The following is a 14166-nucleotide window of genomic DNA, read 5'->3' on the forward strand; positions in this document are numbered from 1 at the left end:
AAGCCAAACCTTCCCCATCCCAAATATTGCTGCGTCTTTTCTCTACCCGCTCGGTTGCGAAACCCGCCGCGCAGGCGCTAAGGAGGGGGCCATGCACAGCCCTCCCATCCCCCGCCACCCTCTGCGCTTCGGCAATTTCCGCGCCTATCTGCTGGGGCGGCTGACGGCGGTTCTGGCGCAATATAGCATGATGATCGTGCTGGCGTGGCAGGCCTATAATGTCGCCCGCGAAACCATGAGCACGGGCGCCGCCGCCGCCCAGCTTGGCCTGATCGGCCTGGCGCAGTTCCTGCCGCTCTTCTTCCTGACGCCCGTGACCGGATGGGTGGCCGATCATTTCGACCGCCGCATGATCACCCGCTTCACCCTGCTGCTGCTGGTGCTGGCGTCGGGCACCCTGGCCTTCGCCACTTATGAAGGCTGGGTCAGCCTGCCGCTGATCTTCGGCATCGCCGCGATCGTCGGCATTGCCCGCGCCTTCAACGGCCCGGCTTATAGCGCGCTCGCTCCCAATCTGGTGCCCCGCGAAGTGCTGCCCAACGCCATCGCCATTTCCAGCGTCATGTGGCAGGCGGGCATGATCGCGGGTCCGGCGCTGGGCGGCTATGCCTATGCGGTGCAGCCCTGGGGCGCCTATGCGCTGGCGTCGGGGCTGTTCGCCGTCGCCCTGCTCTGCATGATGCTGATCGGCCCGGTGCCCCAGCCGCCCCGCGACACCAGCCGCCATCCGGTGCGCCAGATGATCGACGGCCTGACCTATGTCCGCACCAACCGGCTGGTGCTGGCCACCATCACGCTGGACCTGTTCGCGGTGCTGCTGGCGGGCGCGACGGCGCTGCTGCCCGTCTATGCCCGCGACATATTGCATGTGGGATCAGCGGGCCTGGGTCATCTGGCGGCATCCCCCGGCATCGGCGCGGCCGTCACCGCGCTCTTCTTCTCCTTCCGCCCCATGAAGACGGAGGTGGGTCTGAAGATGCTGGCCTCCGTCATCCTATTCGGCATCGCCACCATCGTCTTCGGCGCCACCGCCTTCCTGCCGCGCAGCATCGCGATAGAGGTCGGCATCGGCGCGCTGATCCTGCTGGGGTCGGCCGACATGGTGTCGGTCTATGTCCGCCAGTCGCTGATCCAGCTTCACACCCCCGACGAGATGCGCGGCCGCGTGTCCAGCCTGTCGCAACTCACCATTTCCGCGTCCAACGAACTGGGGGAGGCGGAATCCGGCTTCCTGGCCGCGCTGGTCGGCCCGGTCGCGGCGGTGATCGGCGGCGGCATCGGCGCCATCGTCATAACCCTCATCTGGGCGAAGCTCTTTCCAGAACTCCGCCTTGCCCGTACCTTCGACCCACCTGAAACAAAGGCGGCCGAATCCCCCCAGGAGCCGAAATCCACGCAGGAGACAGTGCAATGAAGGCATCCAGCATCTTGGAAACCATCGGCAATACGCCGCATATCCGCGTCAACCGGCTGTTCGGCGACGCAGAAGTGTGGATCAAGTCCGAACGGTCCAACCCCGGCGGCTCGATCAAGGACCGGATCGCTCTTTCCATGATAGAGGCGGCCGAGGCATCGGGCGACCTGAAGCCCGGCGGCACCATCATCGAACCGACGTCCGGCAATACCGGCGTGGGCCTGGCCATGGTCGCGGCGGTCAAGGGGTATAAGCTGATCCTGGTCATGCCCGAAAGCATGAGCCTGGAACGCCGCCGCCTGATGCTGGCCTATGGCGCCCGCTTCGACCTGACGCCGCGGGAAAAGGGCATGAAGGGCGCCATCGAGCGCGCGCTGGAACTGATCGACCAGACGCCCAATAGCTGGATGCCGCAGCAGTTCGAAAATCCCGCCAATATCGACGTCCACGTCCGCACCACGGCGCAGGAGATCGCCGCCGACTTCGCCGACGCGCCGCTCGACGCGCTGATCACGGGCGTCGGCACCGGGGGGCACATCACCGGCGTGGCGCAGGTGCTGAAATCGCTCTGGCCCAATTTGAAGGTCTATGCGGTCGAACCGACCCTGTCCCATGTCATCAGCGGCGGCCAGCCCGGCCCGCACCCGATCCAGGGCATCGGCGCGGGCTTCATCCCGGCCAACCTCCACACCCAGTTGCTGGACGGCGTGATTCAGGTCGACCCCGCCGACGCCAAGGAATATGCCCGCCGCGCCGCGCGGGAGGAAGGCGTGCTGGTCGGCATCTCCTCCGGCGCGACGCTGGCCGCCATTGCGCAGAAGCTGCCGGAACTGCCGGCGGGCAGCCGCGTTCTGGGCTTCAACTATGACACGGGCGAACGCTATCTGTCGGTGCCCGATTTCCTGCCCGAATAAGGCCGGGAACAGGCCAGAGCCGGACCGGGCATGACCGACGCTTCCACCACCGGCCAGCCGCATCGCGCGATGTGGCTGATCTGGCTTGCGCTGTTCGTCGGCCTGCCCGCCCTCGTCGCTGCATGGGAGGCGCGGGCGCCGCTAAGCCAGTCGCGCCCCACCGCCGCCCGGCTCCAACGCCCGGCCACCCCACCCCCGGCGGTCGCGCCCGTCCGGCTCTATGCGCTGGACCGCGATCAAGCGCGGTCGTTCAACGCCGCCATTCCCTTTTCCCGCCTGCCCAATCCGGCGGCGCGCCCCTTCCTCTTCTCAGGATCGCCCACCGATCTCGCCCGCGCCATCGACTGTCTGGCGGCCGCGCAAATCTATGAGGCGGGCGACGACGCCGTCGGCGAGCGCGCCGTCGCGCAGGTGGTGCTGAACCGCGTGCGCCATCCCGCCTTCCCGAAGACGGTTTGCGGCGTCGTCTTCCAGGGACAGGAACGGGCGACCGGATGTCAGTTCACCTTCACCTGCGACGGCGCTCTAGCCCGCACGCCGACCCAGGCGGCGTGGGAAAGGGCGCGGGACATCGCGAAATCGGCGCTGGCGGGCAAGGTCTATAAACCCGTCGGCTACGCCACCCATTATCACACCGACTGGGTCGTCCCCTATTGGAGCGGCAGCCTGGACAAGATCGGCGCCGTCGGCGCGCATCTCTTCTTCCGCTGGCGGGGCTGGTGGGGGACGCCGCCTGCCTTCCGCCGCGCCGGGGACAATGGCGAGCCGCTGGTCCAGCGGATCGCCCGCCTGTCCGCCGCGCATCAGGGCGGGCCGGACGCGCCCGGCGCCCTCTCGCCGCTGGTCCTGGCGGGCGGCGCGGCGGCGGACCTCGCCGCCCGGCCGCAGCAGATGATCGGCACGGAATCGCTGGGCCAGATGATGGCGGGCGTACGCCTGATCGCCATCGCGCCGGGGGCCAAGAGCTTCCTGGTCGAACTGGGCCGCACCGCCGTGCCCGATAGCTGGCCGACGCTGGCCCAGACCTTCTGCGCCGGGCGGCCGGAATGCCGGATCATGGCATGGCGGGCGGGCACCGCGCCGGGCGGCCTGCCCCTGTCAGGCGATCAGATGGAAAGCATGGCCTTCGCCTATATCCACAACAGCGCGACGGGTTTGCAGCGGTCGCTCTGGAACTGCCTCCAGACGCAGCGAGCCAACAAGGATGAATGCATGCGCCAGCGCATTCCGACGGCTCCCGCGCCCGAACTGGCGGGCGTGCGGCGCAAGGAACGATTCGAAGTGGTGAAGATTGCGCCGCCACCACCCGTCGTCGCTGCACCAGCCAAGCCATAGCGCGGGTTTCTAATCCTCCCCATCTGTCGATGGGGAGGATTTAATGAAGGCAAATGCCCGCTCCAGCCCATTCCGAATTCGCCACCCACACTCAGAATATGCGCACTTTTCAACCCATGATCGCACCCTCTATCTCCCCACTACAACAGGGTTAAGCATGTGTTGATGACCGCCTGTACAAGGCGTCTTCTAAGTCCTTGATCATATTCGCTTTGTGATCGCCCCAGTCCGATGATAGAAACAGGCGCTGTTTTCGATGCAAAAGGCTGTCGATGGACAAGAAATTGGCAAGCGAACGAATCGCCGAGCAAAAGGCGCTGGCGGCAAGGTGGAGCATCGCCGCCGAGGCTATGGAGGCAATGGCGGGGACGCGGTCGCTGGAAGCGATAACGCATGTATTGCGCGCCTTTGCCCGCCGCGCCGTGGGGGCGGACGGCATAACGGTCGTCCTGCGCGACGAAGACCAATGCCATTATATCGCCGAGGATTCGATGGAGCCGCTCTGGGCGGGCCAGCGCTTTCCCGCCGCCAGTTGCGTGTCGGGCTGGGCCATGGAAAATCGTCAAACGGCCGTCATTCCCGATGTCTTCGACGATCCGCGCGTGCCGGTGGAGGCGTATCGCACCACCTTCGTCCGGTCCATGCTGATGGTGCCGATCGGCCGGGTCGACCCCATCGCGGCCGTCGGCGCCTATTGGTCCGAATTCGGCCAGCCCACCGACAATGAGATCGCCCTGCTGGAGGCGCTGGCCCGCGCCGCCTCCACCGCGCTGGAAAACGGCCGGCTCTTCGCCTCGCTGGAGGCGCTGAACGACCAGCTCGAACATCGCGTGCGGGAACGCACCAGGGAACTGGAACGGTCGCAGGACAGTCTGCGCCAGGTTCAGAAGCTGGACATGCTGGGCCAGTTGACCGGCCATGTCGCCCATGATTTCAACAATCTGCTGATGCCGATCGTCGCCGGGCTGGACCTGATCCTGTCGGGAAAGCGGACGCCCGAATCCATCGAGCGGCACGCTAATATCGCCATGCAGGCGGCGGAAAGCGCCCAGACCCTGGTCCAGCGGCTGCTGACCGTCGCCCGCCGCCAGCCGCTGGCGGTCAAGGCGGTCGATCTGCCCGATCTGCTGGGCGGCATGCAGGCCCTGCTGGCCAGCACGCTGGGACCGCGGATCGCCCTGTCGGTCGACCTTCAGCCGCTGCTGCCGCCGGTCCGCGCCGACGCCCACCAGCTTGAGGTCGCGTTGCTCAACCTGGCGGTCAACAGCCGCGACGCCATGCCCGACGGCGGCGCCCTCAGCATAGTGGCGGAAGCCCTGCAAAGCCGCCTGCCCGCCGGGCTGGCGCCCGGTCGCTACGTCCGCCTTACCGTCACCGACAGCGGGGCGGGCATGGCCCCGGCGGTCAGGGCGGCGGCAATGGAGCCCTTCTTCACAACCAAGCCGTCCGGCCACGGCACGGGGCTGGGCCTGTCGATGGTCCACGGCCTTGCCGGCCAGTTGGGCGGTACGGTGGAAATCGACAGCGCCGTGGGCAGGGGCACCAGCATCCGCCTCTGGCTCCCGGTGGAAAGCGCCCCTAGCGCGAAGGCCGAACCCCCACCAACGGAAGCGGGCGACAAGGCGCATTCGGGCAAGGTGCTGCTGGTGGACGACAACGACCTTGTCCGCAGCAGCACCCGCGAGATGCTGGTGGACATGGGCTATGTCGTGGTCGACACCGACCGCGCCGAAAGCGCCCTGCGCATCATCGAGTCCGGCGACCGGCCCGACATCCTCGTCACCGATCATATCATGCCGGGCATGACCGGCGTGGAACTGGCGCTGCGCCTGCGCGTCGACCATCCGGACATCGCCCTGCTGATCATATCGGGCTATGAGGGGGTCGACCTGATCGCGCCCGACATCACCCGCCTGTCAAAGCCCTTCCGGCACAATCATCTTCAGGCCTGCATCGCGGCGGCGCGCGCTCAGGTGGCCGATCCCGGCCCCGTTTCCGGCGGCATGCCCCCTCATGGAAACAGTCCGCGCAGATGATTGGCCGCGCCGACGCGGCTTAGCGCCTCGATCATGGCGGCGGTGCGCAGGTCGACCTTCTCCGCCTGGGCGCGGCGCTGCGTTCGGGCGAGCGCGTCGGTCAATATGTCGCGCATGCGCAGGTTGATCTCCTCCAGTGGCCAGGTCAGGTTCTGAAGGCCCTGCACCCATTCGAAATAGGACACGATGACGCCGCCCGCATTGGCGAGGATATCGGGCAGCACGATGATTCCCCGCGCCTGCAACATGTCGTCCGCCTCCAGCGTGGTCGGTCCATTGGCGCCTTCCGCCACGATCCGGCAATTGATCCGCGATGAATTTTCAGCGGTGATCTGGTTCTGCAAGGCGCAGGGCGCCAATATGTCGCAATGCAGTTCCAGCAGGTCGCGGCTGGGGATGATCTCGCCGTGGGGACAGCCGAAAAGCTGCCGGTGCTGGCGCACATGGTTCTTCAGCAGATCGATCGGCAACCCCTTGGGATTGTGCAGCGCCACGCTGGCGTCGCTGATGCCGACGATCTTCGCCCCGGCTTCGGCCAGGAATGTGGCAGCGTGCATGCCGACATTGCCGAACCCCTGCACCACGGCGGTCGCGCCGTTCAGGTCCAGGCCGATCTGCCGGCACGTTTCGCTCACCAGATAGGCGAGGCCCCGCCCGGTCGCCTCATGACGGCCCAGCGATCCGCCCAGCACCACCGGCTTGCCCGTCACCACCGACGGCACGGAATAGCCGACATGCTCGCTATAAGTGTCCATGATCCAGGCCATGACCTGCGCGTCCGTCCCCATGTCGGGCGCGGGAATATCCTTGTCAGGCCCGATCATGCCGATGAATTCCGAGGTATAGCGGCGGGTGAGCCGCTCCAGCTCATCCTTGCTGAGCGCCGCCGGATCGACCCGGACCCCGCCCTTGGCCCCGCCGAAGGGCAGCTTCGCCAGCGCGCATTTCCACGTCATCCACATGGAAAGGGCGGCGACTTCGCCCAGGCTGACGTCGGGATGATAGCGCAACCCGCCCTTGGTCGGCCCCATGGTCAGCACATGCTGCACCCGATAGGCGAAGACGGTCTCGACCTGATCGATGCCGTCCCGCTTGAAGGGCAGGGCGGCGATCTGCGTCCGTTCGGGAAACAGCAGGCGCTGCCGGATATTGGGGTCCAGCCCGGCGATATGGGCGGCCTTCAGAAATTGCTGCTGGGCCAGGTGCAGCATGGCCGAAGACCATTCCGCCCCCCGCGCATGGGTGCGTTCCATCGCATAGTGGATCGACCGGATCAGCGTCGCGCTGTTGATGCCGTCCTTCAGCAGATAATCTTCCGCCCCGCCTTCCACCGCCTTGCTGGCCAGCCCGACATCGTCCATCGCGCTCTGGATGATGATCGGCGTCTGCATGTCATGCGCCCGGACGCGGTAGAATGTGTCCAGCGCCGTGCTGTCCGGCAGCATCAGGTCCAGCAGGACGACATCGATCCCGCCCAGCGCCAGCCGCTCCAGCGCCCGCTCCAGCGTGCTCGCCAGCACGGTTTCGAACACCGGATTGTCGGATCGGCCCAGCAGCTTCTCGATCAGCCGGGAATAGACCGGATTATCCTCGACCAGCAGGACGGTGATGCGCTTGTGCGTCATGGCCTTCGCTCCGTTTTTCAAGAGTTTTGCGTGTCCCTGGTCTCATCGGGATTGCGGTCGCCCACCCGCGCGATCAGTTCGCTCAGCAGGCTTTCGACCTCGAAGCGCAGCAGGGTCCAGCCGTCCTCGACATCCCGGAAATTGCCGTCCGCGCCCATTTCCTCCAGGCGGAAGGCGGCGGCTCCCGCTTCCGACGCGGCGAAGATATGCGCCGACCCCTTCAGGCTGTGCGCGGCCCGCCGCAGCTCCCGCGCATCCCTGCGGTCGATCGCGGCGCGGACCTGCCGCATCATCTCCGGACATTCGTCGATGAAGACGCCCGCCAGTTCAATCAGCAGGCCCTCGTCCCCATCGGCGTTCTGAAGCGCCTTGGCCCAATCAAGAAGCGTGCTCATGGCCCGGAACCTTCCTCGCTATGGGGCTTCGCCGCGCTGGCGAACCGTCCCTCCACCACCTCGTAAAAATCCTCCGCCCGCAACGGCTTGGAGATATAATCGTCCATCCCCGCCGCCAGGCATCGTTCGCGGTCGCCCCGCATCGCATGCGCCGTCATCGCGACGATGGGCATATGTTGCCCGGTGCCGCGTTCCCGTTCGCGAATGGCGGCGGTGGCCTGGAAACCGTCCATTTCCGGCATCTGCACGTCCATCAGCACCACGTCGAAACTGTCCTGCGCCAGCGCCTCCACCGCCTGCGCACCGTCGCCGACGATCTTCACCCGATGGCCCCGCTTCTCCAGCAGGCGCAGCGCCAGCCGCTGGTTGACGGCATTATCCTCCGCCACCAGCACGTGCAGCGACGGCCGGTCGTGCGGCGCCGGTTCGGGCGGGGCGGTTTCCTCCCGCACGGTCACCTTCAGCACGGCGAAAATGGCCTCCAGCAATTCGGACTGGCGCACCGGCTTCAGCAGGAAGGCGGCGATGCCGGTCGCCCAGTTGCGGCGGGCCATCTCATCCTTCTGCGCGGAGGAGAGCATGATCACCGCCGGGCGTTCGTCCCCGCCGCTCCGCGCTATCTCCTTCGCGACGGCAAAGCCGTCCATGTCCGGCATCATCATGTCCAGCAGCACCAGCCGCAGCGGACGGCCGATCCCCGCCGCGTTGCGCAGCGCGGCCAGCGCCTTGGGGCCGCTCTCCACCGCCAGCGGCTTCATGCCCCAGCCGCGGATTATCTCATCCAATATGCGCCGGTTGGTGGCGTTGTCGTCGACGATCAGCACGGGCAGGCCGTGCAGCGAGGGCTGTTCTGCGGGTGGATGGGCCGGTTCCCCCTGCGCCAGCGCGAAGGCTATGGTGAAATGAAAGACGCTGCCCCGGCCGACGCTGCTGTCCAGTTCCAGCCGCCCGCCCATCAACTGCACCAGTTGCGACGCGATGGTCAGGCCCAGGCCGGTGCCGCCGAAACGCCGGGTGAAGGATGTGTCGGCCTGCGAAAAAGCCTCGAAGATAAGCTTCCGCTTGTCCGCCGCGATGCCCGGCCCCGTATCGCTGACGGCGAAGCGCAACCGGACCTGCTGATCCTCCATCCGCTCCACCGCCACGTCCATGACCACCTCGCCCCGCTCCGTGAAGCGCAGCGCATTGCCGACAAGGTTGATCACCACCTGCCGCAACCGGTGCGGGTCGCCCTCCAGCGCGTCGGGCACGTCCAGCGCGACATGGCAGGCCAGTTCGATCCCCTTTTCGGTCGCCCGCCCGGCAAAGGCCTGCAACGTGTCGGCCAGTTCGTCGCGCAGGCTGAAGGCGACATGCTCCAGTTCCAGCCGCCCCGCCTCGATCTTCGAAAAGTCGAGAATGTCGTTGATCAGGTGCAGCAGGGCGTCCGCCGACTGCGTGATCATGGCCAAATATTCCCGCTGCGACGCGTTCAGCCTTGTGTCGCTCAGCAATTCCGACGCGCCGATGACGCCGTTCATGGGGGTGCGTATCTCATGGCTCATATTGGCCAGGAACTGGCTCTTGGCGCGGGTGGCTTCCTCCGCCCGGTTCTTGGCGGCGCGCAATTCCGTTTCGGATTCCTCCAGCTGGATCGTCCGCTCCTCCAGCCGCATGTTGACGCCGCGCAGTTCCGCCGTGCGCTGCGCCACCACCTGCTCGGTGCGCGCCCGCTGGTTGGCGAGGGAGACGAGGTAGATGAAGAGGATCAGCGTGACGGCCAGCCCGCCCGCCAATGCGATGGCGGGCGTGGTGGCCGCCCGCCTGTCGCCATAGGCGTCGGTCGCGGCGGTGTAGATGGTGAAGACGCTGTTGCCGATCACCAGCGAACTGGAATGGAACAACCCCGAATCCATGGCCGGACCGGCGCCCGGCTTTCGCTTCGCCTTGCTGCCGGGCGCCATGATCGACAACAGCACCCGCTGCGCCGCCGGGGCGGAGGAATCGAGCAGATAGAGGTCGACGCCCTTCCGGGGCATCAGGTCGATCGCGCCCTGGACCACGTCGCCGATCCGCAGCACGGCGACGACGAACCCTTTGAGATGCTTGCGGCGCTGATCCACGGCGACCTGCTCCCCGCCGTCATAGACCGGGGCGAACAGGGCGATGCGGGGCGTATCGTCGGCCATAGGCGGCAGGCGGATATGGGCGGCTGCGTTGATCTCCCCGCTGTCGCGGGCGGCCATCATCGCGGCGCGCGCGAACGGGTCCGATCCCCAGTCGAAACCCAGCATCTCCGGCGTACCGTCCATGGCCGATTCCGCGTAGACGACGGGGAAATAGCTGCCGCGCCGCTCCGCCTGAACGGCCATGCCGTGGGCGTCGGCCTGGGTGAAGCGGAAGGCCGCGCTACTTTCCTCCCAGTCCCGGCGCTCCCCACCGGGGACATGGGGCGCCCATTGCACGGAATCCAGGCTGGACAGGCCGGTCAGATAGACTTTGGCAAAGGCCCTGAACTCTTCCGGGGCGACATTCTGCGACGCCCGATAATATCCCAGCAGGGCGCGCATCACGCTGGTTTCGGAAAAGAATTGCCGCTTGATGCCCTCGGCGCGCTGTTCGGCCTCCAGCGTGAATTCGGTTTCGGTCGACCGGCTCTGGCCCAGCACGAGCCATTGCCAAACGCCCAGCGTCAGCAGCAGGCTGACGATCCCGACCATCAGGGCGAACCCATATTGCGCGCCGCCCTTCAGCCAGTTCCGGCCGCTGGACGCCTTGGGTTTGGCGGAGGGCAGGGGGGAGGGGGCCGGTCCGCTCATGACTGGCCGCCCCTTGCTGGAACGGGCTGCCATTCGCGGACCTGCCGCTGCGCTTCGGCGATCTGCGCGGGCGTCATGCCCCGCGACAGGCGGCCGATATTCTGGCTGGCCTTGGCGCGCAGCTTCGGCTCGCGGGCATTGGCCTGACCCAGCGCGAACCATTTATAGGCGACCACGGAATCGCGGGCCACGCCTTGGCCCGCGCCATAGATAATGCCCAGTTGCACCTGCGCCTCCGCGCTGCCCTGGGATGCGGCGCGTTCGAACCAATAGACCGCCTTCAACGGACTCCGGCTGACGCCCTGCCCGATCATGTAGAGCACGGCCAGCGTGAATTGCGCGCCGACATGGCCCTGTTCGGCGGCCCTGGTATACCATCGCGCCGCCTCCACCAGATCCTGATCGACGCCGAATTCCCGCAGATAGATTTCGCCCAGATTATATTGGGCGTCCGCCACTCCCAGCGCGGCGGCCCGGCGGAACCATTTCATCGCCGCCTTATAGTCCCGGCTCGCGCCCTGGCCGCGCAAATACATGCGGCCCAGGCTGTTCTGCGCGCGGGGATCGCCGTCGTCCGCCAGCGACTGATACAGGCGCATGGCGTCGGCATAGTCGCCTCGCCGATAGGCGGCGGCGGCATCCTCGAACGGCCCCGCCGGACATGGCAGGGGAACAAGCAGCAGGCAGAAGAACAGCGCCCATCGCGGACAAGGGAAACCCACAGCGGCGAGCGCGCCCGCCCCCTGCCTTTCGGGGCCCCATTCTCTGCTCCGGCGCCACATATGACACCTCTCCGGCCCGCCATGCCGGATCGAGTCCGTCACGGATGGGCTGACGGCATGTTAACCCAGAAGAGACCGGAAGGCTCGCCGTTTTGCAGGGACGGCAATGGCGTCCTTGGGATAGCGCCTCAGCGCGTCGCCCTGTTCCGCTTCAATCCAGCATAGAGTGGTCCTGGGCGCGCGGACAAATTCGGAATACCGGGAATTGGCCAATAGCGGACATCAATTCCTCCCTACGCGCAGCGTGGGGAGGGGGACCGCCGCCGAAGGCGGTGGTGGAGGGGAAATTCGCAGGTCGTGCCCCATTCCCCTCCACCAGCCTTCGGCTGGTCCCCCTCCCCATCTCCCGATGGGGAGGAATAGGATAGGTCCGCTCCCCACCCAAATCAGCCCTTCCCCGGCATTCCAATCATTCACGCGCCCTAAACCGTATAATGCGCGCTCGTCTTTGCCGCGACTTCCTCCACCGTCACGCCCGGCGCGCATTCGATGAGCCGGAACGGACTGTCATGGTCAGGCCGCTGGAACACGGCAAGGTCGGTGACGATCATATCGACCACATTCTTCCCCGTCAGCGGCAGCGTGCAGGCCGGGATGAACTTCGGGCTGCCGTCTTTCGACGTGTGCTCCATCACGACGATGATCTTCTTCACCCCCGCGACCAGATCCATCGCGCCGCCCATGCCCTTGATCATCTTGCCGGGGATCATCCAGTTGGCGATGTCGCCATTTTCCGCGACTTCCATCGCGCCCAGCACGGTCAGGTCGATATGCCCGCCCCGGATCATCGCGAAACTGTCGGCGCTGGAGAAATAGACCGACTGCGGCAATTCGCTGATGGTCTGCTTGCCCGCATTGATCAGGTCCGCATCCTCTTCCCCCTCATAGGGAAAAGGCCCGATGCCCAGCATGCCGTTTTCCGACTGGAGCGTCACCTCCACGCCCGGCGGAATATGGTTCGCCACCAGCGTCGGAATGCCGATGCCCAGATTCACATAGAATCCGTCCTGCAATTCCTTGGCCGCCCGCGCGGCCATCTCGTCCCTCGTCCAGCCTTTGCTTTCCTGGGGCATCATGCAGCCTCCCTCTGGCGAACGGTGCGGAATTCGATCTTCTTGTCATAGGGCGCGCCGACGATCATGCGCTTGACGTAGATGCCCGGCAGGTGGATCGCATCGGGATCGAGACTGCCGGTCGGCACCACTTCCTCCACCTCCGCCACGCAGATCTTCGCCGCCGTCGCCATGGGCTGGTTGAAATTGCGCGCCGTCTTGCGGAAGATCAGGTTGCCGCTCTCATCGGCCTTCCAGCCCTTGACGATCGCCACATCGGCAAAAATGCCGCGCTCCAGGATATAATCCTGCCCGTCGAAATTCTTGACCTCCTTGCCCTCGGCAACGGCGGTCCCAACGCCCGTCTTGGTGTAAAAGCCCGGAATCCCCGCGCCGCCAGCCCGGCACCGCTCCGCCAGCGTGCCCTGCGGACAAAATTCCACTTCCAGCTCGCCCGCCAGATATTGCCGCTCAAACTCCTTATTCTCGCCGACATAGCTGGAGATCATCTTCTTCACCTGCCGCGTGCGCAGCAGCTTGCCCAGCCCCTCGCCGTCGATCCCGGCATTGTTGGAGGCGATGGTCAGATCCTTGACCCCCGAATCCCGGATCGCGTCGATCAGCCGCTCCGGAATTCCGCACAGCCCGAAACCGCCCGCGCACAGATGCATCCCGTCGAAGAGCAAACCCTCCAACGCGCTCGCAGCATCCGAATAGAGTTTTTTGACCATCAGCTCGCTCTCCTTGGGGGAAGAGCGGCACTCTGACGGAAAGGATTTATCATTTCTAATGATTTGTTTTTTGCTCTAATCAAAATGAATGTCTATCAATCGCATCGGCCTCTTCCATCTTGAGACCCTGCTGTGGATTGACCGGCTGGGCACTTTCGCCGCCGCGGCGGAACGGCTGAACACGACCCAGCCCGCCATTTCCGCGCGCGTCCGGGAATTGGAGGGCCATCTGGGCGCCCGCCTGTTCCGCCGCGAAGGCCGCACCATGTCGTTCACCGCCGCCGGACGCCAGCTTGTGCGCGATTGCGGGCCGCTGTGGGCCGATCTGCAAAGCATGTTGCTGCGCTGCGGCGGGCTGGAGGAGGCGACCGGCGTGGTCCGCATCGGCGCGGGGGAGATCGCCGCCGCCAGTCGCCTTCCGGCCTTCGTGTCCGGCCTGAAGGCGGACATGCCGCATGTCAGCCTGGAACTGGAAATCGACCTGACCGCCAATCTGATCCAGCAATTGCTGGTCGGCCGCACCGACATCGCCTTCGCCGCCGGGCCGCTGGCACATCCCGCGCTCCAGTCGCACCCCATCGGATCGGTGCGCCTGGCCTGGCTGGCCAGCCCCGCCGTCGCCGCCTCCTTCCATGGCGGCGCATTGGATCGCGCCATCCCGATCTGGTCGCTGGCCAGCCATTCGCCGATCTACGGCCGGATGCGCGACGCGATCGCCGCCTCCCGGATCGCGCACCAGTCGCTCAACCTGTGCAACAATGCCCGGATGATGATCGACATCGCCAAGTCCGGCGGCGGCATCGGCATTTTCCCCGAACCCATGGCCCGCGACGACCTGACCAGCGGCGCGCTGGTCGAACTGGAGGGGATGCCGCCCCTCGCGCCCATCGATTTCCATGTGGCGAAGCGCGTGTCCGACAATGATCCGGTGATCAACGCCATATTCATTCGGGCCGGGGCGCTCCGCCTGGGACCGGCCTGACACCTCAATTCGGCGCGGCGGCCTGATTGGGGTCGATGGTCCGGATGACGGACGGCGCAGGCATGTCGGGCGCTGGGGGAGGGGCAGGCGCTACGGGAAGGG

General features: G+C 66.2%; 11 protein-coding genes. 5 read left to right on the forward strand and 6 right to left on the reverse strand.

The genetic code is table 11. The features are described from left to right. Positions 1–91: 91 nt before the first annotated feature. From BV95_RS14860 to BV95_RS14875, 4 genes are all read left to right on the forward strand, one after another. Positions 92–1414 carry an MFS transporter gene (locus BV95_RS14860; RefSeq protein ID WP_037453473.1) on the forward strand — a complete coding sequence of 441 codons (1323 nt, stop codon included), beginning with the start codon at positions 92–94 and terminating at the stop codon, positions 1412–1414. Next, positions 1411–2328, forward strand: coding sequence for a cysteine synthase A (gene cysK / locus BV95_RS14865; protein WP_037453477.1), 918 nt, complete (start codon positions 1411–1413; stop codon positions 2326–2328). The genes BV95_RS14860 and cysK overlap by 4 nt, the downstream gene beginning before the upstream one ends. A 30-nt stretch (positions 2329–2358) precedes the next feature. Then, positions 2359–3663 carry a cell wall hydrolase gene (locus BV95_RS14870; RefSeq protein WP_037453480.1) on the forward strand — a complete coding sequence of 435 codons (1305 nt, stop codon included), beginning with the start codon at positions 2359–2361 and terminating at the stop codon, positions 3661–3663. A gap of 272 nt (positions 3664–3935) precedes the next feature. Further along, entirely contained in the window at positions 3936–5699 is a 1764-nt protein-coding gene (locus BV95_RS14875; RefSeq protein WP_037453483.1) for an ATP-binding protein, read from the forward strand. On the opposite strand, the gene BV95_RS14880 is transcribed toward BV95_RS14875, so the two are convergent. The 6 genes from BV95_RS14880 to BV95_RS14905 all read right to left on the reverse strand — a co-directional run bounded on the left by BV95_RS14880 (position 5675) and on the right by BV95_RS14905 (position 13082). Next, positions 5675–7324 carry a Glu/Leu/Phe/Val dehydrogenase dimerization domain-containing protein gene (locus BV95_RS14880; protein ID WP_037453486.1) on the reverse strand — a complete coding sequence of 550 codons (1650 nt, stop codon included), beginning with the start codon at positions 7322–7324 and terminating at the stop codon, positions 5675–5677. The genes BV95_RS14875 and BV95_RS14880 overlap by 25 nt on opposite strands. Positions 7325–7341: 17 nt before the next feature. Beyond that, entirely contained in the window at positions 7342–7719 is a 378-nt protein-coding gene (locus BV95_RS14885) for an Hpt domain-containing protein (RefSeq protein ID WP_037453488.1), read from the reverse strand. Beyond that, entirely contained in the window at positions 7716–10517 is a 2802-nt protein-coding gene (locus BV95_RS22780; RefSeq protein WP_051749801.1) for a response regulator, read from the reverse strand. Before BV95_RS22780 ends, BV95_RS14885 begins: the two co-directional genes overlap by 4 nt. Continuing rightward, positions 10514–11299, reverse strand: coding sequence for a tetratricopeptide repeat protein (locus BV95_RS14895; protein ID WP_051749802.1), 786 nt, complete (start codon positions 11297–11299; stop codon positions 10514–10516). Before BV95_RS14895 ends, BV95_RS22780 begins: the two co-directional genes overlap by 4 nt. A 422-nt stretch (positions 11300–11721) precedes the next feature. Further along, complete coding sequence (locus tag BV95_RS14900) at positions 11722–12375, reverse strand: CoA transferase subunit B (RefSeq protein ID WP_174544431.1); 654 nt, start codon at positions 12373–12375, stop codon at positions 11722–11724. Further along, positions 12372–13082, reverse strand: coding sequence for a CoA transferase subunit A (locus BV95_RS14905; RefSeq protein ID WP_037453494.1), 711 nt, complete (start codon positions 13080–13082; stop codon positions 12372–12374). Before BV95_RS14905 ends, BV95_RS14900 begins: the two co-directional genes overlap by 4 nt. Before the next feature lie 88 nt (positions 13083–13170). Between BV95_RS14905 and BV95_RS14910 the strand changes: the two genes are divergently transcribed. Beyond that, positions 13171–14064, forward strand: coding sequence for a LysR family transcriptional regulator (locus BV95_RS14910; RefSeq protein WP_037453498.1), 894 nt, complete (start codon positions 13171–13173; stop codon positions 14062–14064). The last annotated feature ends 102 nt before the right edge of the window (positions 14065–14166 follow it).

Source organism: Sphingobium chlorophenolicum (genome assembly GCF_000722875.1).
GTDB classification, from domain to species: domain Bacteria; phylum Pseudomonadota; class Alphaproteobacteria; order Sphingomonadales; family Sphingomonadaceae; genus Sphingobium; species Sphingobium chlorophenolicum.